Consider the following 21,445-nt stretch of genomic DNA (forward strand, 5'->3'; position numbering starts at 1 on the left):
GACGGGTTAAAAATCGATGCCGCGGCGGGCCTGAATGCCGCTGGCGAAGGCGTGGCGGACTTCCTGCATCTCGGTGACGGTGTCCGCCATGGCGACCAGGTCGCGGTGGGCATTGCGCCCGGTGATAATGACCGTCTGCTCCGGCGGGCGGTTCTCCAGCGCCTCCCTGACGGTATCGATATCGAGATAGCCGAACTTGAGCATGTAGGTGATTTCGTCAAGCACCACCAGATAAATCTCCGGGTCGGCGAGCATGCGCGCGGCGTCGGCCCAGACTTCCTCGCAGGCCCGGGTGTCGGCTTCGCGGTTCTGGGTGTCCCAGGTAAAGCCCGTGGCCATGATGGCGACGTCAAGGTTGGGGTCGTCTTCCAGGCGGTTGCGCTCGCCGCACTCCCAGAGCCCCTTGATGAACTGCACCACGCCGACCCGGTAGCCGTAGCCCAGCGCTCGGGTCACGGTGCCCCAGGCGGCGGTGGTCTTGCCCTTGCCGTTGCCGGTGTTGACGATGATCAGGCCGCGCTGCTCGGTGGCGTTGGCGACTTTTTCGTCCACGCGCGCCTTCAGTTTTTGCATTGACGCTTTATGGCGCGTCTCGCGATCGCTCATGGTATCTCCCGAGGTGGTTGGATTGGCGCCGTAGCCTAGGCCATGCCCGCGTGTCGGACAAGGCTTGGATGGCTGGCGGTGGGTCTTATTTAGTCAGCTAATGAAATTGGCGGGCAGCGGGGTGGCTGCTCTAGAATAGCGGGTCATCCCATGTCAGGAAGCGTCTACTTTCAGGAAGTGACCATGCCCTCGTTTGATATCGTATCCGAATTTGATCGCCACGAAGCGACCAACGCCGTTGACCAGGCCAACCGCGAAGTGCAAACCCGCTTTGATTTTCGCGGCGTCGACGCCGGCTTTACCCTGGAGGGCGACAGCGTCGCGCTGGAGGCCGAGGCGGATTTCCAGCTTCAGCAGATGCTTGAGATGCTGCGCGGGCGGCTGATCGCCCGAGGCATCGACGCACGCTGCATGGACGTCAAGGAGCCGGAACTCTCAGGGGTTCGGGCGCGTCAGACGGTAACGCTCAAGCAAGGGCTCGAGCAGGCCGACGCCAAGGACATCGTCAAGCGCATCAAGGCGAGCAAGGCCAAGGTGCAGGCGCAGATCCAGGGCGAAAAAGTCCGCGTGACCGGGAAAAAACGCGACGACCTGCAGGGCATCATGGCGCTGCTGCGCGGCGAGGAAGGCCCCGATTTGCCGCTGCAATTCGACAATTTCCGCGACTGATCCAGGCCGCTGCCGGCGAGCCTGGCTTACTGTTTTTTCTTTTACTGTATTTGCCGTCGGCCCATCAGAGCCGCTGCCAACAAGGAGTCATGCGCTATGTCAAAACCGCAGCCGGTTTATTTAAGCGACTACCAGCCGCCCGCCTATCGGGTGACCCATACCGAGCTGACCTTTGACCTAGACCCCGCCAATACCCGCGTCGAGGCGTGCCTGACCGTCGAGCGCCACCCGGACGCCGGCGCCGATGCGCCGCTTTATTTCCACGGCGAGCAGCTGACGCTCGAGTCCGTCGCCGTTGACGGCGAACCCCTGGCGGACAGCGCCTATCGCCACGACGACAAAGGGCTGACCATTGCTGACGTGCCCGCGGCGTTTACTCTGGAAACCCGGGTGCGTGTGGCGCCCAGGGACAACACCGCGCTGGAAGGGCTCTACCAGTCCAACGGCATGTACTGCACCCAGTGCGAGGCCGAAGGCTTTCGCCGGATCACCTTTTACCCGGACCGTCCGGACGTCATGACGGTATTTCGCGTCACCGTGATCGGCGACGCCGAGCGCGAGCCGGTGCTGCTGGCCAACGGCAACCCGGTCGAGCGCGGCGGGCTTGACGGCGGGCGCCACTTCGTTACCTGGGAAGACCCACACCCCAAGCCGTCCTACCTGTTTGCCCTGGTCGCCGGCGATCTTGCGTGTGTGGAGGACAGCTTCACCACCATGGGCGGCCGCGACGTCACGCTGCAAATTTGGGTCGAGGAAGAAAATCTGGGCAAGACCGACCACGCCCTGGCTTCGCTCAAGCGTGCCATGCGCTGGGACGAGGAGCGCTACGGTCGCGAGTACGATCTTGATCGCTTCATGATCGTCGCGGTCAACGACTTCAACATGGGCGCCATGGAAAACAAGGGGCTCAATATCTTCAACTCGGCGGCGGTGCTGACCCACCCGGACACCGCCACCGACGCCGCCTTCCAGCAGGTGGAGGGCATCGTCGCCCACGAGTACTTCCACAACTGGTCGGGCAACCGCGTGACCTGCCGGGACTGGTTTCAGCTCTCGCTCAAGGAAGGCTTTACCGTGTTCCGCGACCAGAGCTTCACCGCGGATACCAACTCGGCGGCGCTCAAGCGCATTCAGGACGTGACGTTTTTCCGCACCGCCCAGTTTGCCGAGGACGCCGGCCCCACGGCGCACCCGGTGCGCCCGGACCACTACATCGAGATCACCAACTTCTATACCCTGACGGTTTACGAGAAAGGGGCAGAAGTGGTGCGCATGCTAAAAAACCTGGTGGGCTGGGACGCCTTCCGCCGGGGCAGCGATCTTTACTTCGCGCGCTTTGACGGCCAGGCGGTAACCATCGAGGACTTCGTCGGCTGCATGGTGGAAGCCTCGGGCGAGGATTTGTCCCAGTTCATGCGCTGGTATGATCAGGCGGGTACCCCGGAGATCGACGCCCACGGCGAGTACGACTACGCCAACGCCGAATACCGCCTGACCCTGCGTCAGCGCACCCCGGCAACGATAGGGCAGCAGGCCCCCGAGCCGCTGCACATCCCCGTGCGCATGGGGCTCATCGGGACCAAGTCGGGGCACGATTTGACGTTGACGCTCGACGGCGAAGCCTGCGGCAAGGATACCGTACTCAACCTGTGCGAAGCCGAGCAGACGTTCGTCTTCACCGACGTCGCGGAGGCGCCCACGCCGTCGCTTTTACGCCATTTCTCGGCGCCGGTGAAGCTGTACTTCCCCTATTCCCGGGAGGGTCTGGCGTTTCTGCTCACCCAGGACAGCGACGGTTTTAACCGCTGGGAAGCCAGCCAGCGCCTGGCCATGCTGGCCCTGAACGATCTCATTGCCGCTCACCGCAACGGCGTGGAAAAGGTCATGGACACCCGCGTGGTGGAGGCTTACCGGACGCTGCTCAACGCGCCGGCCGAAGACAAGGCGGTGATGGCCGAAATGCTGCGGCTGCCGTCCGAGGCCTGCATTGCCGAGCATCAGCCGCTGGTGGACGTGGACGCCATCCACGCCGCCCGAGAGTTTGTGTGCCAGTCGCTGGGCTTTGCCCTGCGCGACGATTTTCTCGCGCTGTTCAAGGCCAATCAGGCGGACGAGCCCTACGCGCCGACGCCTGAGCAGATTGGCCGGCGCAGCCTGAAAAACGTAGCGCTGGGCTATCTCATGACCATCGAAGACGAGGTCGGGATCGAGCACTGCCAGGCGCAGTTTGACGCCGGTCACAACATGACCGACGTGCGCCAGGCGCTGACCCTGCTGGTGCACTCCAGCCGCGACGACCTGTCCGCTCCGGCGCTCAGGGCCTTTGGCGAAAAATGGGCTCACGACCCTCTGGTCATGGACCAGTGGTTCAGCATTCAGGTATCGCGGCCCCAGGACGACGTGCTCGATCGCGTCAAGTACCTGATGGAGCACCCGGCCTTTTCGCTGACCAATCCCAACAAGGTGCGGGCGCTGCTGGGTACCTTCGCGCAAAACCGCATCAACTTTCATCGGCTGGACGGCGCGGGCTACGCCCTGCTGGCCGATACGGTGATCGAACTTGACGGGTTAAACCCGGAAATGGCGGCCGGCCTGATGACGCCGCTGACGCGCTGGCGCCGCTTTGACGATACCCGTCAGGCGCTGATGCAGGCCGAACTCCAGCGCATCCACGACCGGCCGCTGTCGGCCAACGTTTTTGAGATGGTGGACAAGGCGCTGGGCTAAAAGCGGACGGCTTCGGGCGACACAGCGACAATAGGGACAACGGCAATACGAGGTGGACGGATACGGTGAGCGACATCAATCGGCGTTATGTACTGGTAGTAAACGGCAAGTCTGCCGGCGATCCGGCGCTGCGGGCCGCGGTGGCCAAGAAGCGGCGGGCGGGTATGGCGCTGATTGTCTATGCCACCTGGGAAGCCGGGGACGCGGCGATGTTTGCCGAAGCGGCCGTGGATCACGGCGCCACCCACGTGATTGCCGGCGGCGGCGACGGTACGGTCAACGAAGTGGTCAACGGCCTGATGCGTCTTCCCCGGGAAAAGCGTCCGGCGCTGGGCATTGTGCCGCTGGGCAGCGCCAACGACTTTGCCCGCTCGCTGGGGCTGCCCCTGGAGCCCTACGCCGCGCTGCAGAAGATCTGCCGCTGGGAGCCCCAGCCGGTGGACGTGGTGCGGATTTCCGCCACCGGGCAGGGCAAGGGCGTGGACGAGTACTACCTCAACATGGCTACCGGCGGTTTTGGCGCCGAGGTGACCTCGACCACGCCCAAGCTGCTCAAGCGCCTGCTGGGCGGGGCGGCCTACTCGGTGATGGGAGCGCTCAAGACCTGGCGCCACCGCAGCTACGAAGGCACGCTCAACTGGGATAACTGCGAAGAGAAGGCCGCGTTTTTGCTGGTGGCGCTGGGCAATGCCCGCCAGTCCGGCGGCGGCCAGGTGCTGGCGCCCAGCGCCAGGATCAACGACGGCTACCTGGACATGCTGCTGGTCAAGGACTTCGGCTCTTTCAGGGAGCTTCCGCAGCTGATCCGCGAGCTGCGCGAATTTCCGGCCCGGGGGCGCTTTGTGCGCTACCTGCCGGTGTCCAAACTCTCGGTGAGCACCGACCCAAGCCATCCGCCCTGGCCGTTGACCCTGGACGGCGAAGCGCATCGCTTTGACGCCTTTTCCGCCGAGGTCGTCCCCCTGGCGCTGCGCTTGGCCATGCCCGCGGACTCCGAGCTGCTGGTGGCTACAACTCCTGAGTCGCTTACCGGCGAGACAGCCGCGACAACCCAAACGACGGCCGCGGCGACAAGACGCCGGCGCCCGACAAGGTCGCGCAGACGGCCAGACCTTCTACGGCCTGGCCAACGGCCTAGCCCTGTTTTACTTACAGCGACGGTAAGGAGAATACCGCCATGTCAAACCGCTTTTGGATACCGACGCTCATGGCCACGGCGCTGCTGCTTGGCGCCTGCAGCGATGATGACGCGTCAGAACCGGCCCCGGAAGGCGGCGACACCCCCGCCGAGCAGAGCGAAGACGCGCCGGCTGAGACGGCAGACACCACCGAGTCGGCGTCTTCGGACGAGGCGCCCGATCTGGATACGGCCGATCCGGAGACCGACGCGGAGACGCCGGCCCCGGCCGGCGAGACGGATAGCGCCGCCGGCGATTCGGCGTCTGACGATACGGCGCCTGAAGACGTTACGGCCGAAGACGCTACGTCTGAAGGGGCTGTGCCCAAAGAGGTCACCGCCGACGACGACACGCTTTCCGCAGACCCCGAAGACGTGCTCGAGGACGAGGACGCCGCCATGCCCGGCGAGGTCACGAAGTCCGACGTGGACGACGTGATCAGCGATATCGACCGGCGCTTCGAAGAAGCCGAGCAGGAGCTCAAGGAGCAGTTCGAAGAGGCGGAAAAGCAGGCGCCGACGACCGAGCCGCTACCCGGAGATGCGGGCGCCTCAGCGGAAAACGGCATGCCGTCAGAGAAGGACGTCGCGCTGCCGGATGAGGAGCTGGATATTGAACCTTCCGCCCCGCCCGGCAAGCTCGACGGCGAGATTGGCAAGTCGGAGGTCGACGAGCTGATCGAAGACGCCGAGCGGCGTTTTGAAGAAACCCAGCAGCAGCTCCAGGAGCAGTACAAGGAGCTTGAGCAGCAGGACGTGGAGACCGCCTCGGATACGGCCACGCCCACGGTGGACGAGCCGGAGCGCGACTGACAGGCATAAAAAAAGCCCGCCGACCGGCGGGCTTCTGCGATGTTCCTGGCGCTCGCAGGCGCTATATCCTCAGGGTGTTGATCAAGAGCTTGCTCAGGGGTTGGCTCAAGAGCATACCTTAAGAAATTAGCCCTGAGAGAATCAGTGGGCCTGGATATTCGAGGCTTGTAAGCCTTTCTTGCCCTGGGTGACCTCAAAGCTGACCTTTTGGCCGTCCTGCAGGGACTTGAAGCCTTCGGCCTGAATTTCGGAAAAGTGGGCGAACAAGTCGTCACCGCCGTCATCCGGAGAGATGAAGCCGTAACCCTTGGTGTCGTTGAACCACTTTACAGTGCCAGTTGCCATTATCAATTTCCTTGCTTGCTTGGTTATCTGACGAAGGCACCTTTGCCTGATCGTCAATTTCAATGTAGAGGTTAAATGTCGGGGCGTAAAGTCTCGGCCAATGATTTTTACCGCTTAACGGAGCCGGCAGCATGGCCGAGTGGAGTTTGATCGACGGGCACTTCGGGGCTTTTGTGGTGGCCATTACGCTACTTTCTCTGACGCCGGGGGTGGATACGCTGCTGGTGATCCGCAACACCGCCCGGGGCGGCGTCGGCGACGGCGTGGCCACCAGCCTTGCCATTTGCTGCGGGCTTTTTATTCACGCCGCGGTATCGGCGCTGGGCATTTCGCTGATTCTTTTGCAGTCGGCGACGGCGTTTGGCGCGCTGAAGTTTGCCGGGGCGGCCTATCTGGTCTGGCTGGGCGTGCAGAGCCTGGGCGCCATGCGCCGGGGGCAGGGGCTGGCCGCGGAGGGTACGGCGGGTGCCCGGGGGCAGGCCAGGCGACTGCAGGCGGCGCGCGAAGGGCTCGTCTCCAACGTGCTCAACCCCAAGACCGTGGTGTTTTATATGGCCTTTCTGCCGCAGTTCATCGCGCCCGAGGACCCGGCGCTGGTGAAGTCGCTGTGGCTTGCCGGCGTGCACTTTGCCATTGCCAACGCCTGGCAGATCGCCGTGGCGCTGATGGTGGGGCGCGCCGGCCGCTTTCTGGCAAGCGCCCGCGTGGCGCGCGCGCTCAACGGGCTGACCGGCAGCGTGCTGATTGCCTTCGGCATTCGGCTGGCGCTGGAGCAGCGGCCGTAGGGCGGCCGTTCCAGCGCCGTGACAGCCGATGCCCGGCATCAGCGCATCAGCGAACGATCGTAGCGGGTGTTGCGCTCGGCTTCGCTCAGCAGCGATACGCCCTCGGCATCGCCGCCCTGGGCCAGGTGCTGGAAAATCGCCCGGTAGGTCAGCACGGCCTGGACGTAGTGGCGGGTTTCGCGGAAGGGGATGCGCTCGACGAAGAGGTCGAAGTCCTCGGCGCGGTGCTCGCCCAGCCAGCGGTCGACCCGGCGGGGGCCGGCGTTATAGGCCGCCGTCGCCGCCAGGCGATTACCCCGGTAGCGCTTTAGCGTTTCGCTGAAGTAGGCGCTGCCCAGGCGGACGTTGAGCTCGGGGTCGAGCACGCCGTAGCGGCCCGGCGCGTCAAGCCCCAGCGAGCGGCTGACGTCGCTCGCGGTACCGGGCATCAGCTGCATCAGCCCCAGTGCCCCGGCAGGGGAGCGCGCCTTGGGGTTGTAGGCGCTTTCCCGCCGGGCAATGGCCATCAGCAGGTAGGGGTCCACGTCGTTGCGGCGGCCAAAGCGCTCGAAGGCGTCGCGGTAGGCGTGGGGAAAGCGCCATTCCAGCGCGTCCCACATCTTGCCGGCAATGGTGGTTTGCACCAGCCGGGCGGGCCAGCTTTCGTGGCCTGTCTCGGCCTGCTGCGCGGCGTAGCCGGCAAGCGCCTGGGCGCGCTCGGGCGTGGCCCGGCGCACGGCGTGGAGCCATTCGCTGGTGGCAAGCCCCGGCTCGCCGATGCGAATCAGCGCCTCGGTGCGGCGCACTTCGGGCAGCGCGGCAATGCGCTCCCGGGTGGCCTCGTCAAAGCCGTAGCGGGCCATGTTGAACGAGTAGGGCTGATCCAGACGCTCGGCGGCGGCGAAGCCGTAAAAGTCGCGCTCCTCGGCGGCGTTCTGGTAGTGACGGCGGGCGGCGCCGCCGTCGCCCAGCTGGGCGTCGGCCCGGGCCAGCCAGTACTGCCAGCGGCTGTTTTCCCGCTCTTCGGCGGGCATTTGGCCGACCCAGTGGCGCACGTCTCCCCAGGCGCGCTCGGCCAGGGCCCGGCGGACCCGGAGCTCCCGCACCCGCTCGCTGTCCAGGGTGGGCAGCACGCCGTCGACCCAGTCAAGGGTGCCGGGGGTGTCGCGCACCAGGGCGTAGAACGCCAGCTCCTCTTCAATGGCGCGGCGGGTGGCGGATGAGAGGTTAACGCGCGAGGCCTTGGCCTGCCAGGCGGCGAAGGCGGCCTCGGTATCGCCGCGGGTCAGGCGTTCCATGGCGGCGCGATAAAAGCCGCCGGTGGCGGCGCACTCAGGCCCCAGGCAGTCCGGCGCAAGGCTCAGGCTCTCGGGGTCACGGCGGGTGTTTTCCGCGGTGCTGACGGCGGTGTGCCAGCGCTCATCCAGCTGATCCAGCAGGTAGTCCATCAAGCGGGTCTGCTTGGCTTCCCAGGCGAGCATGGCGCGGTCCCATACGTCGTCGGCGTCGATCACTCCGCGGCTTTGCAGACGGTTGAACAGCGCGTCGCAGGCGGTGGGGCGCGACTGGCCCACAAGCCACAGCTCGCGGCCCAGCTCCTCGGCCCGGGTCGGGTTTTGTTCCAGCAGGGCAGTGGCATAGTGGCACTGGCGTTCGGCCCCGGCCGGCTTGTCGTCGGCCACGGCCAGCAGGTCGTCAAAGCGCTCGGCTTCGCCGTAGGCGCTGATGGCCTGGCCGCGCATCCAGACCGACAGCGGCGAGTCCTCGTGCTCCGTGATAAAGGCATTGACCCGCCCGGGGGAGGCCTCGGGTAGCGCCCCCCGCAGCCGGTGATAGTCGACGTAGCCGTGCAGTATATGCCCGGCAACCGCGCTATCATTGATGCTGGCCCAGCGCTGCTCGCGAGCGTCGGCCAGGGCGTCGCGCATGGCCGTGTCAGACAGGGCAAGCGCCGCCGGTGGCAGGCTGCCCAGCAGTAGCGCCCCGGCCAGTCCCACGGTCTTGGCTCGATGATAAAAGCGGCGTCGCAAAGCGTGCATGACGAACTCCTCGCGTCAGGATGAAACATCCGGGTCAGGGTGAACACAGCAGAGCGGGGCGAAAAGGCTTGAAGCTCAAGGGCTGTTTGACTATCAAAGGATGTGTAACGAACAGATGTGAACGGACAGCCGCACATGCTGCCCGAAATGCTGTCCCGATCATACGGTGAGAAGCGCCGGAGTGCGATAGACCGGTCTCCGCCGATAAGCTGCCAGGAGGTGGCATATGGCACTGTACTCCCGTCAACGGTGGCGCCGGCTCAAGTCCCGGGCCTGGACGCTGCCGCGCATAGCCCGCGGGCTGCGGCTGTTTTTCCCCATGACCCGCGACGTCATGGGCGGACGCTATCGCCCGGTGCCGTGGAAGGCGTTTGCGCTGATGGCAGGGGCCATCGGCTACCTGGTGATGCCGTTTGACCTGATTCCGGATTTCATCCTGCCGTTTGGCCTGCTGGACGATGCCGTTATCGTTAGCTGGCTGCTGGCGCGCGTCGATGAGCAGCTGGACGCGTACCGAGCCTGGCAGGACGGCCGCTCGCGCTAACGGTGTCTTGAAAACGGCTGGCCAAGCCCCATATTTCGTTCACGCCATATTCATGCCGCGCGGGCCCATCGCCTTCTGCGCGGCCGGTAGGAAACGACAACGACCCGAGGGCTGAAATAATGACCACCGCAACCAGGGAAGAAACGCTGGGTTTCCAGACGGAAGTCAAGCAGCTGCTGAACCTGATGATCAACTCGCTGTACTCCAACCGCGAAATTTTCCTCCGCGAGCTGATTTCCAACGCCGCCGACGCCTGCGACAAGCTGCGCTACGCGGCCCTTGACAACGACGCGCTGTACGAGGGCGACAGCGAGCTGCGCGTGGAGATCGAGCACGACAGCGACGCCGGCACCGTTACGCTGCGGGACAACGGCATCGGCATGAGCCGCGACGACGTCATCGCCAATCTGGGCACCATTGCCAAGAGCGGCACCGCCGAGTTCCTGCAGCAGCTTTCCGGCGAGCAGCAAAAGGATGCCAACCTGATCGGCCAGTTCGGGGTGGGCTTTTACTCAAGCTTCATCGTCGCCGACGAGGTCTCTGTCCGCACCCGCAAGGCCGGCGCTCCCGCGGCCGAAGGCGTGGAGTGGCGTTCGGCGGGCGAGGGCGAGTTCACCATCGGCGAGCTTGAGCGCGACGCTCACGGCACCGAAATCGTCCTGCAGCTGAAAGAGGACGCCAAGGAGTTTGCCGACGACTCCCGCCTGCAGAACCTGGTGCGCAAGTACTCCGACCACATCGAAGTGCCGGTGAAAATGCCCAGGACCGAAGCCGCCAAGGACGATGACGGCAACGACGTCGAAGGCAGCGAAGTCACCACCTGGGAAACCGTTAACGAAGCCACCGCGCTCTGGGTGCGCCCCAAAAGCGAAATCACCGCGGACGAGTACAAGGCGTTCTACAAGCACGTATCCCACGACTTCTCCGATCCGCTGACCTGGAGCCACAACAAGGTCGAGGGCAAGCTCGAATACACTAGCCTGCTGTTCGTGCCCGGCCGCGCGCCGTTCGACCTTTACGAGCGCGACGGTGCCCGCGGGGTCAAGCTGTACGTTCAGCGCGTGTTCATCATGGACGACGCCGAGCAGTTCCTGCCGCTGTACCTGCGCTTCATCAAGGGCGTGCTGGATACGCGGGATCTGTCGCTCAACGTGTCCCGGGAGATTCTCCAGCAGGACCCTCAGGTCGAGAAGATCAAGAGCGCGCTGACCAAGCGCAGCCTGGACATGCTGAAAAAGCTGACCAAGGACACCGAGACCTACCAGACGTTCTGGAACACCTTCGGCAGCGTACTCAAGGAAGGCCCGGGCGAAGATCCCGGCAATCGCGAAAACATTGCCGGCCTGCTGCGCTTCTCGTCCACCCATACCGACAGCGCCACTCAGGACCAGTCCCTTGCCGACTACGTCGAGCGCATGAAGGAAGGCCAGCAGAAGATCTACTACATCGTCGCCGACGGCTTCAACGCGGCGAAGAGCAGCCCGCATCTGGAAATCTTCCGCAAGAAGGGCATCGAGGTGCTGCTGCTCTCCGATCGCATCGACGAGTGGCTAATGAGCCATCTCACCGAGTTTGACGGCAAGACCCTGACCGACGTGGCCAAGGGCGAGCTGGATCTTGGCGATGTCGAAGACGAGGAAGAGAAAAAGGCCCAGGAAGAAACCGCCAAGGACAAGGAAGACCTGGTCAAGCGCGTTCAGGAAGCGCTGGGCGAGAGCGTTCAGGAAGTCAAGGTAACCCACCGTCTGACCGACTCGCCGGCCTGCGTGGTGCTGCCCGAGCACGAAATGGGCTTTCAGATGCGCCGTATCATGGAAGCCGCCGGCCAGCCGCTGCCCGAGGTCAAACCGATTCTTGAGCTCAACCCCGGGCACGCGCTGGTGAATCGCCTGGAAGGCGCTGACGAAGCCAGCTTCAGCGATCTGGCCCACATTCTGCTGGATCAGGCGATCATCGCCGAAGGCGGCCATCTGGAAGACCCGGCGGCCTATGTCAAGCGGCTGAACGGCGTATTGACCGCCTAAACCGCCCGCGACGCGCGCCACGGCCCGTCAGGCTTGCCTGGCGGGCCGTTTGTTTTGCCGGCGCATTTGCTAAAGTATTGAGTTATCACCATTTCGGCAGGACACCCTAATATGGCGGAACAGCAGATCAAGGTCGCGGTGCTGGGCGGCGGCAGCTTCGGCACCGCGCTTTCCAGCATCGCCGCGGACAACGGCGCCCAGGTGCGCCAGTGGATGCGAGACGCCGCGCTGGTCGAGCAGATCAACCGCGAACACCGCAACGGGCGCTACCTGCCCGACTATGCCATAAACGAGGCGGTGCACGCCTCTACCGACATGCAGGCGGTGCTTGAGGGCGTCGAGCTTGTGCTGATCGCGATTCCCTCCAAGGCCTTTCGCCAGGTGGTGCAGGCGGCGCGCCAGTGGCTGCGCCCCGAGCAGATCCTGGTGAGCACCACCAAGGGCATCGAGTCCGATAGTTTCATGCTCATGAGCCAGGTGCTGGAGCAGGAGACCGGCTTTGCCCACATCGGCGTCATTGCCGGGCCCAACCTGGCCTCGGAGATCGCCGACAAGCAGCTCACCGCCACGGTGGTGGCAAGCGCCGACGCCGAGACCCGGACCCGGGTGCAGCAGGTGCTGAGCTGCGGGTATTTTCGCGTCTACGCCAGCAGCGACCGCCACGGCGTGGAGCTGGGCGGGGCGCTGAAGAATATCTACGCCATTGCCGCGGGCATGGCGGCCGCCCTCGGTATGGGCGAAAACACCCGCAGCATGCTGATGACCCGGGCGCTGGCGGAAATGAGCCGCTTTGCCGTGGCCCAGGGCGCCAACCCCATGACCTTTCTGGGGCTTTCCGGCGTCGGCGATTTGATCGTGACCTGCTCCTCGAGCCTATCGCGCAACTACCGCGTGGGCTATGCCATGGGCGAAGGCCGCACCCTCAAGCAGGCGGTGGATGCCCTGGGCCAGGTAGCCGAAGGGGTCAACACCGTGAAGCTTGTGTGCGCCAAGGCCTCTGAAATCGGCGTCTACATGCCGCTGGCCGAAGGGCTTGAGCGCGTGCTGTTCCAGGGCGTGCCGGCCAAGCAGATGGCCAGCGGCCTGATGACCGGCGAGCAGAGTAGCGACGTGGAATTTGTGCTGCCCCGGGCCGAGGTGCAAAAGGCCCACCGGGATACCCCGAACAGCCAGACAACAGGAGACCCGCAATGAGTTATCTCTGGATCATGCGCCACGGCGAGGCCGCTGACGGCTCGCCGGACAGCGCCCGGCCGTTGACGGCCGACGGCGAACAGCAGGCAAGCCTCATGGCAAGCCGGCTGGCCGAGCGCTGTCAGGCGGACGGCACGGCGGTCACGCGGATCGTGACCAGCCCCTACCTTCGCGCCCGGCAAACCGCCGCCGTCATGGGCGACGCCCTGGGCGTGGCCGTGGAAACGCTCTCCGGGATTACCCCGGAGGATTCGCCCCAGGCGTTTTGCGACTGGCTGGTCAACCAGCCGGGTAACCTGCTGGTGGTCAGCCATATGCCGCTGGTCGGCGGACTGACCGGGCTTTTGGTCGACGGCCGCGAAGACCAGGGCCGGGCGTTTCCCACGGCGGACATAGCCGAACTCGAGGCCGACGTCTGGGCCGCCGGCTGCGCCCGGCTTACAAGCTTTACCGCGCCTTAGGGGCTTTTATACCAGCGCGTCGAGCTTTTCCTTGAGCAACTGATTGACCTGCTGAGGATTGGCCGTGCCGCGCGAAGCCTTCATCACCTGGCCGACAAAGTAGCCGATCATCTTGCCGCGCTTGTCGGGTTCGGCCTCGACGTACTGGGCCACCTGTTTGGGGCTCTGGGCAATGACGTCGTCGATCATCGCCTCGATGGCGCCGGTATCGGTGACCTGTTTTAAGCCCTTGGCCTCGATAACGGCGTCGGCGCTATCGCCCTGGCCGTCCCACAGCGCCTGGAACACCTGCTTGGCGGCCTTGCCGCTGATGGTGTCGTCCTTGACCCGGGCAATAAGCTCGCCCAGCTGGCGGGCGCTCACCGGGCTCTCGCCCACCTCCAGGTGCTCGCGCTTGAGCGCCGCGGAAAGCTCGCCCTGCACCCAGTTGGCCGCCTGCTTGGCGTCGCCGCAGACGTTCATGGCCTCTTCAAAGTAGTCGGCCATGTCGCGGCTGGCGGCGATCACCGAGGCGTCGTAGGCCGAGAGCCCAAGCTCATCCTCAAAGCGCTCGCGCTTGGCGGCGGGAAGCTCCGGCAGAGCGTCGCGCAGATGATCGATGTAGGCCTGATCCAGCACGATGGGCAACAGGTCCGGGCAGGGGAAGTAGCGGTAGTCGTTGGCTTCCTCCTTGGTGCGCATGCTGCGGGTTTCGTCGCGGTCCGGATCAAACAGGCGGGTTTCCTGGACCACCTCGCCGCCGTCCTCGATGAGCTCGATCTGGCGCTCGACCTCAAAGGCGATGGCGTGCTCGACAAAGCGGAAGGAGTTGACGTTCTTGATCTCCGCCCGGGTGCCAAATTCGGCCTGGCCCTTGGGGCGCACCGAGACGTTGACGTCGCAGCGCATGGAGCCCTCGGCCATGTTGCCGTCGGAAATGCCCAGGTAGGTGACGATGGAATGGATCGCCCGAAGATAGGCCGAGGCCTCTTTGGCCGAGCGCATGTCCGGCTCGGAGACGATTTCCAGAAGCGGCGTGCCGGCGCGGTTCAGGTCGATGCCGGTCATTTCCCGGCCGCCGTCGTCGGTAAAGCTTTCGTGGAGCGACTTGCCGGCGTCTTCTTCCAGGTGCGCGTGGTGAATGCGGATGCGCCGGGTGACGTCGTTGTCCAGGCGGATGTCAAGCTCCCCGGGCCCGACGATGGGGTAATACATCTGGCTGGTCTGGTAGCCCTTGGGCAGGTCGGCGTAGAAGTAGTTCTTGCGGTCAAACACGGACGTTTCGGCGATCTCGGCGTTGACGCCGAGGCCAAACTGCACGGCCATGGCCACCGCCTGCTCGTTCACCACCGGCAGGGTGCCGGGCATTCCCAGATCCACGGCGCTGGCCTGGGTATTGGCCTCGGCGCCGAAGGCGGTGGAGGCGCCGGAGAAAATCTTCGAGCGTGTGGCGAGCTGGACGTGGACCTCAAGCCCAATCACGGTTTCCCATTGCATCAGGCGATCTCCTTGGCGAAAGCGGGACGTTGTTGGTGCCAGTCGGTGGCCTGCTGGAACTGGTGGGCGACATTCAGCAGCCGGGCTTCGGCGAAGTGCGCGCCGAGGATCTGCAGCCCCACCGGGCGGCCACCGGAGAAGCCGGCGGGCACGCTGATGCCGGGGATGCCGGCGAGGTTGACGGCGATGGTGTAGATGTCCTGCAGATACATCGACACCGGGTCTTTCTGCGCGCCGAGGTCGAACGCCGGCGTCGGCGAGGTCGGCCCCATGAGCACGTCGACCTGGTCAAAGGCGTCGAGAAAATCCTGGCGAATGAGCCGGCGGACCTTCTGCGCCTTGGTGTAGTAGGCGTCGAAGAAGCCCTCGGACAGGGTGTGCGTGCCGATGAGAATGCGCCGCTTGACCTCTTCGCCGAAGCCTTCGGCCCGGGAGCGCTGGTAGAGATCGATCAGGTCTTCGGGGTGGTCGCAGCGGTGGCCGAAGCGCACGCCGTCAAACCGCGCCAGGTTCGACGACGCCTCCGCCGGGGCGATGACGTAGTAGGCCGAGGTGGCGTAGCGGGTGTGGGGCAGGCTGACGTCGCGCACGGTAGCGCCCAGAGATTCGTACACCTTGACCGCCTCGCGCACCGCGCTTTCCACCGCCGGGTCCAGGCCGTCGCCGAAGTATTCTTTGGGCAGGCCGATCTTGAGCCCGGCGAGGGGCGCGTCGAGCTCGGCGGCGTAGTCGGGCACGCAGCGCGCAGCGCTGGTGGAGTCGCGCAGGTCGTGGCCGGCGATGGCGCCGAGCAGGTGGGCGCAGTCTTCGGCGGTGCGCGCCATGGGCCCGGCCTGGTCCAGGCTCGAGGCGTAGGCGATGATGCCGTAGCGCGACACGCGCCCGTAGGTGGGCTTGAGCCCGGTAATGCCGCAGAACGCGGCGGGCTGGCGGATCGAGCCGCCGGTGTCGCTACCCATGGAGGCCGGCGCCAGGCCCGCCGCCACGGCGGCGGCGCTGCCCCCGGATGAGCCGCCGGGTACGGCGGAGAGGTCCCAGGGGTTTTTTACCGCGCCGTAGTAGCTCGACTCGTTGGACGAGCCCATGGCGAATTCGTCCATGTTGGTCTTGCCAAGGCTTACGCAGCCGGCGGCGTCGAGCTTTTCCGCCACCGTGGCGCTGTAGGGGGCGACGAAGTTATCCAGCATTTTCGAGCCGTTGGTGGCCTTGACGTCGCGGACACAGAAATTGTCCTTGAGCGACAGCGGCACGCCGGTGAGAAAGCCGGCGCGGCCGTCGGTCCGGGCCCGGTCAGCGTCGTCGGCGGCGGCCAGCGCCTGCTCGGCGGTGACGCTGATGAAGCTGTTGAGCGTCGGCTCGGCGCGCTCGATGCGCTTGAGGTAGTCGGTGGTCAGCTCGCGGCTGGAGGCGTCGCCTTTTTGCAGCGCGGCGGCAAGCGAGGTAACGGTGTGATCAAAAGTGTCGTCAGCAGTGCGGTCAGACATGGCCCACAGGCTCCGTTGAGGAATAAGTAGCGGGATAACAGAAGGGGCGGTGCGGCGCTGCGGCTATTCCACCACCCGGGGTACCAGGTAAAGGCCGTCTTCGGTGGCCGGGGCCAGGCGCTGAAAACGCTCGCGCTCGTTCCCTTCGGTGACGTCATCGGCGCGCAGCCGCTGGGTGGCATCGAGAGGGTGCATCAGCGGGGCGACGCCGTCGGTGTCAACGCCCTGCAGCTGGTCGACCATCTCCAGAATCCGGTTCAGGTCGTCAACAAAGCCCAGGGCTTGCGCGTCGCTTACGTCGAGCCGGGCCAGATGGGCCGCCCGGCGCACATGGGTCTGTTCGAGCGCCATGATCAAATGTCCTCATCAAAACAGGGTGAAATAGGGTAGGCGAAGTGGCGCAGAAGGTAGCATATCCTGGCGCTTGCGGGCAGTGGTGGTGCGCTGCGCTGTTGCCGCCGTGCGGATGCGGTGATACCGTTTGCCCCCGCACAGGGTTCCCGGCCAGCACTAGGTAATAACATTCATGTTCAAACGTTTGAGGGGGCTGTTTTCCAGCGATCTATCGATCGACCTGGGTACGGCCAACACACTGATTTATGTACGCGGGCGCGGCATCGTCCTTGACGAACCTTCCGTTGTCGCCATCCGCCAGTCCGGCACCATGCGCAGCGTTGCCTCAGTGGGCACCGACGCCAAGCGCATGCTGGGGCGTACGCCCGGCAATATTACCGCGATTCGTCCGATGAAGGACGGCGTGATTGCCGATTTTACCGTCACCGAGCAGATGCTCCAGCACTTCATTCGCAAGGTTCATCAAAGTACGTTCTTGACGCCGAGTCCGCGCGTGCTGGTCTGCGTTCCCTGCATGTCGACCCAGGTCGAGCGCCGCGCCATCCGCGAGTCGGCCGAAGGCGCCGGCGCTCGGGAGGTGTTTCTCATCGAAGAGCCCATGGCGGCCGCCATCGGCGCCGGGCTGCCCATCGAGGAAGCTCAGGGCTCGATGGTGGTGGACGTCGGCGGCGGCACCACCGAGATCGCGATTATTTCGCTTAACGGCGTGGTCTACTCCGAGTCCATCCGCGTGGGCGGCGACCGCTTCGACGAGGCGATTACCGGCCACGTGCGCCGCTACTACGGCAGCCTGATTGGCGAGGCGACCGCCGAGCGCATCAAGGAGGAGATCGGCTGCGCCTATCCCGGCAGCGAGCAGCGCGAAATCGACGTTCGCGGCCGCAATCTGGCCGAAGGCGTGCCGCGCAGCTTTACGCTCAACTCCCACGAGATCCTCGACGCGCTCCAGGATACCCTGGTGGCCATTGTCTCGGCGATCAAGAGCGCGCTTGAGCAGTCGCCGCCGGAGCTTGCCTCGGACATCGCCGAGCACGGCCTGGTGCTGACCGGCGGCGGCGCCATGCTGCGCGACCTGGACAAGCTGATTGCCGAAGAAACCGGCCTGCCGGTAATCATCGCCGAAGACCCGCAGTCCTGCGTGGCCCGGGGCGGCGGCAAGGCGCTGGAAATGATCGATCAGCATACCTTCGAGCTGCTGTCGAGCGACTAGCCGCGCCGACGGCTGTGCGGAGGGTTGCTTATTAAACCGCTGTTTTCCCCCGGGCATCTGCCCGGCTACCGGCTGTTTTTTTGCGTACTGGCGGCAGGCGTCCTTATGTTTGCCGACCAGAACTTCACGCGCATGGAAACCCTGCGCGCCCAGCTTTCCACCGTAGTGGCGCCCGTTCAGTGGGTGGTTAGCCTGCCCAGTGATCTGCTGAGCTGGGGCACGATCGCGTTTACCGAGCAGCAGGCGCTGGTGGATGAAAACCGCCGGCTACGCGAAAAAATGCTCACGCTGTCCCACCGCGCCCAGCGCATGGACAGCCTCCAGGCGGAAAACGCCGAGCTGCGCGATATTCTCAAGGCGGCGCAAAAGCGCGATATCGGCTACATCACCGCCGAGCTCATTTCGCTGGACAATGACCCGTTCAGCCACCGCATGGTGATCGACCGCGGGCGGCGCAACGGCGCCTACGTGGGCCAGCCGGTGATCGATGCCTCCGGCCTGGTCGGCCAGGTGACCTCAGTATCGGCGTATTCCAGCCGGGTCATCCTGCTGGCCGACGCCAGCCACGCGCTGCCGGTGCAGGTCAACCGCAACGGCCTGCGCTTTATCGTTCAGGGCACCGGGCGCTACGGCACGGTCAAGGTGCTGCACGTGCCCGATACCGCCGATATTCGCGAAGGTGACCTGCTGACCACCTCGGGCCTTGCCGGCCGCTTTCCCGGCGGCTACCCGGTGGCGCGGGTCACCGAGGTCTACCACGATCCCGGCCGGCCGTTTGCCCAGGTGACGGCGCGCCCGCTGGCCAAGCTCGAGCGCTCGCGCCACTTTCTGGTGCTGTTTCCGCCGCCGAAGCGCGAGGCGCAAACGCCCTGGGGCGACAGCCTTTCGATCAGCGACGTGGCCTTTGGCAGCGCCCAGCGGGTGGCGGCCGCGCTGCGGGCCGCAGATGCCCCGAGGAGTCCCTGATGGCGCGAGTTTCCGGCGTACCGCTTCCCGCCGTTTGGCTAGCCCTGCTGCTGGCGCTGTGCCTGCAGGTGATGCCGCTGGCGGAAGGCTGGCAGATGTACCGCCCGGACTGGCTGGGCCTGATGCTGATTTACGGCTGCATGCGCGCTCCAGGGCGCGTGGGCGTGCTCCACGGCTTTGTTCTCGGCCTGCTGCTGGATTTGATCCAGGGCCACGTGCTGGGGCAGAGCGCGCTGGTGTTTTCGCTGCTGGGGTTTTTATGCGCGCTGGTCTACCCGCGCTTTCGCCGCTATTCGCTTTTGCAGCAGGCGGTGCTGGTGCTGGTGCTGCTGGGGATCGTGCAGCTGCTGGAGCAGTGGGTTAGAACCCTGTGGGGCGACTCTTCCATCCACCTGGCGTTTTTGCTGCCGGCGCTGTCAAGCGCCCTGCTGTGGCCCTGGCTTGCTACTCTGCTGCGCGCCCTGGAAGGCCGCCGGGGGAATCCATGAGCCATGCCGAGGCCGTGCTGTGCCTGGCGTCGGCGTCGCCGCGCCGCCGGGAGCTGCTGGCAGCGCTAGGCGTGCCGGTGCGGGTGCGGCCGTGCGACGTTGACGAAACGCCGCGGTCGGACGAGGCGCCGGACGCCTACGTCCTTCGTCTGGCCCGGGATAAGGCCCGGGCGGCGGCGAAATTGAGTACACTGCCTACGCTTGGGTCGGATACCGCCGTGGTCCTTGACGACGCCGTGCTTGGCAAGCCCCGGGACGCCGAACACGCCGCTGCCATGCTCGCGGCTCTGGCCGGCCGCGAACACCGGGTGCTCACCGCCGTTGCCGTAGACGGCCCGGAAGGCATGCTAAGCGCCTGCGTTGCCACCAGAGTGGCGCTTCGCGAGATTGCCCCCGAGGAAATCGCCGCCTACTGGCGCACCGGCGAGCCCGCCGGCAAGGCCGGCGGCTATGCCATCCAGGGGCTCGCCAGCGCCTTTGTCAGCGAGATTCACGGCAGCTACTCGGCGGTGGTGGGGCTTCCGCTATACGAAACGGCAGCAATGCTGCGCCGGCAGGGCGTGGCCCTTTGGCACGGCGCTTTGCCGTAACTTTGAACGTGAACCCCCGGGTGGCGGCAACGACATTAAGGAAGGCTGCATGAGTGGTGAAGTTCTGATCAATTTAACGCCCATGGAAACCCGCGTGGCGCTGGTGGAAAACGGGGTGCTTCAGGAAGCGCTGATCGAACGCTCGTGCCGGCGGGGGATCGTGGGCAACATTTACAAGGGCAGGGTCGTGCGCGTGCTGCCCGGCATGCAGGCGGCCTTTGTCGACATCGGCCTTGCGCGCGCGGCGTTCATTCATGCCCACGAGGTCATGCCCGCGGGCACGCCCGCCGACGAGCAGCTGTCCATCGGTCAGCTGTTGCACGAGGGCCAGGCGCTGGTGGTGCAGGTCACCAAGGACCCCATCGGCACCAAGGGCGCGCGGCTGACCACCCACCTGTCGATTCCCTCGCGCTACCTGGTCTACATGCCGGACTCGCCGCACCACGGCGTCTCCCAGCGCATCGAGGACGAGCGCGAGCGCGAGCGTCTTCGCCAGCTGCTGGACCGCACCGTGGCCGGCCAGCCGCTGGAAGCCGGCGGTGGCTTTATAGTGCGCACCGCCGCGGAAAGCGTGGGCGAAGAGGAGCTGGCAAGCGACATCCACTTTCTGCTGCGCCTGTGGCAGAAGGTCGGCGAGCGCAAGATCACCGCCGCGCCGCCGACGGTGATCTACGACGACCTGCCGCTGTTCATTCGTACCCTGCGCGACGTCATGCGCGACGATATCGAGAAGGTGCGCATCGACTCCCGGGAAAACTTTACCCGGCTTAAAGAGTTTGCCCGGGAGTTTATGCCCACGGCCATCGAGCGCATCGAATACTATCCCGGCGAGCGCCCGCTGTTTGACCTTTACAGCGTGGAGGATGAGATTCAGAAGGCGCTCAGCCGCCGGGTGCAGCTCAAGTCCGGGGGCTACCTGGTCATTGACCCCACCGAGGCGATGACCACCATCGACGTTAACACCGGTGGCTTTGTCGGCCACCGCAACCTCGAAGAAACCATCTTCAAGACCAACCTCGAGGCGGCCACTTCCATTGCCCGCCAGCTGCGGCTGCGCAACCTGGGCGGCATCATCATCATCGATTTTATCGACATGGAAGACGCTGAGCACCAGCGCCAGGTGCTGCGCCTGCTGGAAAAAGCCCTGGAGCGCGACCATGCTAAAACCCGCTGCACCGGGGTCACCGAGCTGGGTCTGGTGCAGGTGACGCGCAAGCGCACCCGGGAAAGCCTGGCCCAGACGCTGTGCGAAGCCTGCCCCACCTGCGAGGGCCGGGGCATGCTCAAGACGCCGGAAACGGTGTGCTACGAGATTTTTCGCGAGATCCTCCGCGAAGAGAGGGCGTACAACGCCGAAACCTACATGGTGCTGGCCGCTCAGTCGGTGGTTGACCGGCTGCTGGACGAGGAGTCCACCTCGGTAGCCGATCTGGAAGCCTTTATCGACAAGCCCATTCGCTTCCAGGTCGAGCAGCACTATTCACAAGAGCAGTACGACATCGTGCTGATGTAGC

20 protein-coding genes are annotated in these 21,445 nt (G+C 65.2%); 14 read left to right on the forward strand and 6 right to left on the reverse strand.

What is annotated here, in order from left to right:
* Positions 1-6: 6 nt before the first annotated feature.
* The gene (gene cobO, locus RS027_RS06125; RefSeq protein ID WP_311955038.1) at positions 7-606 is read right to left on the reverse strand and encodes a cob(I)yrinic acid a,c-diamide adenosyltransferase; all 600 of its coding nucleotides are present in this window, start codon (positions 604-606) and stop codon (positions 7-9) included.
* A 183-nt stretch (positions 607-789) separates the two neighbouring features.
* Here cobO and RS027_RS06130 point away from each other — a divergent pair, with 183 nt between their 5' ends.
* The 4 genes from RS027_RS06130 to RS027_RS06145 all read left to right on the forward strand — a co-directional run bounded on the left by RS027_RS06130 (position 790) and on the right by RS027_RS06145 (position 5,992).
* Positions 790-1,275 (forward strand): YajQ family cyclic di-GMP-binding protein, encoded by a 486-nt coding sequence (locus RS027_RS06130; protein ID WP_311955136.1) that lies wholly within the window; start codon positions 790-792, stop codon positions 1,273-1,275.
* Between the two features lie 96 nt (positions 1,276-1,371).
* Complete coding sequence (gene pepN / locus RS027_RS06135; RefSeq protein WP_311955039.1) at positions 1,372-4,002, forward strand: aminopeptidase N; 2,631 nt, start codon at positions 1,372-1,374, stop codon at positions 4,000-4,002.
* Positions 4,003-4,067: 65 nt separating this feature from the next.
* Positions 4,068-5,618: a lipid kinase YegS gene (gene yegS / locus RS027_RS06140; protein WP_311955040.1), complete on the forward strand. Its 1,551-nt coding sequence runs from the start codon at positions 4,068-4,070 to the stop codon at positions 5,616-5,618.
* Complete coding sequence (locus tag RS027_RS06145; protein ID WP_311955041.1) at positions 5,501-5,992, forward strand: hypothetical protein; 492 nt, start codon at positions 5,501-5,503, stop codon at positions 5,990-5,992. The genes yegS and RS027_RS06145 overlap by 118 nt, the downstream gene beginning before the upstream one ends.
* Before the next feature lie 141 nt (positions 5,993-6,133).
* Here RS027_RS06145 and RS027_RS06150 read toward each other — a convergent pair whose 3' ends face one another.
* Positions 6,134-6,337 carry a cold-shock protein gene (locus tag RS027_RS06150; protein ID WP_311885436.1) on the reverse strand — a complete coding sequence of 68 codons (204 nt, stop codon included), beginning with the start codon at positions 6,335-6,337 and terminating at the stop codon, positions 6,134-6,136.
* 131 nt (positions 6,338-6,468) lie between these two features.
* Between RS027_RS06150 and RS027_RS06155 the strand changes: the two genes are divergently transcribed.
* Positions 6,469-7,122, forward strand: coding sequence for a LysE family translocator (locus tag RS027_RS06155; RefSeq protein ID WP_311955042.1), 654 nt, complete (start codon positions 6,469-6,471; stop codon positions 7,120-7,122).
* 38 nt (positions 7,123-7,160) lie between these two features.
* Here the strand turns inward: RS027_RS06155 and RS027_RS06160 are convergent, their stop codons facing one another.
* Positions 7,161-9,140 carry a transglycosylase SLT domain-containing protein gene (locus RS027_RS06160; protein WP_311955043.1) on the reverse strand — a complete coding sequence of 660 codons (1,980 nt, stop codon included), beginning with the start codon at positions 9,138-9,140 and terminating at the stop codon, positions 7,161-7,163.
* 226 nt (positions 9,141-9,366) lie between these two features.
* Between RS027_RS06160 and RS027_RS06165 the strand changes: the two genes are divergently transcribed.
* The 4 genes from RS027_RS06165 (at position 9,367) to sixA (ending at position 13,363) form a co-directional block, all read left to right on the forward strand.
* Positions 9,367-9,684 (forward strand): YkvA family protein, encoded by a 318-nt coding sequence (locus tag RS027_RS06165; protein WP_311955044.1) that lies wholly within the window; start codon positions 9,367-9,369, stop codon positions 9,682-9,684.
* 119 nt (positions 9,685-9,803) lie between these two features.
* Complete coding sequence (gene htpG / locus RS027_RS06170; RefSeq protein ID WP_311955045.1) at positions 9,804-11,708, forward strand: molecular chaperone HtpG; 1,905 nt, start codon at positions 9,804-9,806, stop codon at positions 11,706-11,708.
* Positions 11,709-11,819: 111 nt separating this feature from the next.
* Positions 11,820-12,902 carry an NAD(P)H-dependent glycerol-3-phosphate dehydrogenase gene (locus RS027_RS06175; protein ID WP_311955046.1) on the forward strand — a complete coding sequence of 361 codons (1,083 nt, stop codon included), beginning with the start codon at positions 11,820-11,822 and terminating at the stop codon, positions 12,900-12,902.
* Entirely contained in the window at positions 12,899-13,363 is a 465-nt protein-coding gene (sixA, locus tag RS027_RS06180) for a phosphohistidine phosphatase SixA (protein ID WP_311955047.1), read from the forward strand. The genes RS027_RS06175 and sixA overlap by 4 nt, the downstream gene beginning before the upstream one ends.
* Before the next feature lie 6 nt (positions 13,364-13,369).
* Here sixA and gatB read toward each other — a convergent pair whose 3' ends face one another.
* From gatB to gatC, 3 genes are all read right to left on the reverse strand, one after another.
* Entirely contained in the window at positions 13,370-14,839 is a 1,470-nt protein-coding gene (gene gatB, locus RS027_RS06185) for an Asp-tRNA(Asn)/Glu-tRNA(Gln) amidotransferase subunit GatB (protein ID WP_311955048.1), read from the reverse strand.
* Entirely contained in the window at positions 14,839-16,323 is a 1,485-nt protein-coding gene (gene gatA, locus RS027_RS06190; protein WP_311955049.1) for an Asp-tRNA(Asn)/Glu-tRNA(Gln) amidotransferase subunit GatA, read from the reverse strand. The genes gatB and gatA overlap by 1 nt, the downstream gene beginning before the upstream one ends.
* A 63-nt stretch (positions 16,324-16,386) precedes the next feature.
* Positions 16,387-16,674: an Asp-tRNA(Asn)/Glu-tRNA(Gln) amidotransferase subunit GatC gene (gene gatC / locus RS027_RS06195; protein ID WP_311955050.1), complete on the reverse strand. Its 288-nt coding sequence runs from the start codon at positions 16,672-16,674 to the stop codon at positions 16,387-16,389.
* 175 nt (positions 16,675-16,849) lie between these two features.
* Between gatC and RS027_RS06200 the strand changes: the two genes are divergently transcribed.
* Genes RS027_RS06200 through rng form a run of 5 tightly spaced genes read left to right on the forward strand, consistent with a single transcriptional unit; the run spans position 16,850 to position 21,444 of the window.
* Complete coding sequence (locus tag RS027_RS06200; protein ID WP_311885449.1) at positions 16,850-17,887, forward strand: rod shape-determining protein; 1,038 nt, start codon at positions 16,850-16,852, stop codon at positions 17,885-17,887.
* A gap of 24 nt (positions 17,888-17,911) precedes the next feature.
* On the forward strand, positions 17,912-18,853 hold the full coding sequence (mreC, locus tag RS027_RS06205; RefSeq protein WP_311955051.1) for a rod shape-determining protein MreC: 942 nt from the start codon (positions 17,912-17,914) through the stop codon (positions 18,851-18,853).
* A complete protein-coding gene (gene mreD / locus RS027_RS06210) occupies positions 18,853-19,341 on the forward strand; it encodes a rod shape-determining protein MreD (protein WP_311955053.1) in 489 nt (162 codons plus the stop codon). The genes mreC and mreD overlap by 1 nt, the downstream gene beginning before the upstream one ends.
* Complete coding sequence (locus tag RS027_RS06215) at positions 19,338-19,931, forward strand: Maf family protein (RefSeq protein WP_311955055.1); 594 nt, start codon at positions 19,338-19,340, stop codon at positions 19,929-19,931. The genes mreD and RS027_RS06215 overlap by 4 nt, the downstream gene beginning before the upstream one ends.
* A 49-nt stretch (positions 19,932-19,980) precedes the next feature.
* Positions 19,981-21,444, forward strand: a complete 1,464-nt coding sequence (gene rng / locus RS027_RS06220) for a ribonuclease G (RefSeq protein WP_311955056.1) — start codon at positions 19,981-19,983, stop codon at positions 21,442-21,444.
* The last annotated feature ends 1 nt before the right edge of the window (position 21,445 follow it).

It is taken from the genome of Halomonas garicola (assembly GCF_031935715.1).
GTDB lineage: Bacteria > Pseudomonadota > Gammaproteobacteria > Pseudomonadales > Halomonadaceae > Vreelandella > Vreelandella garicola.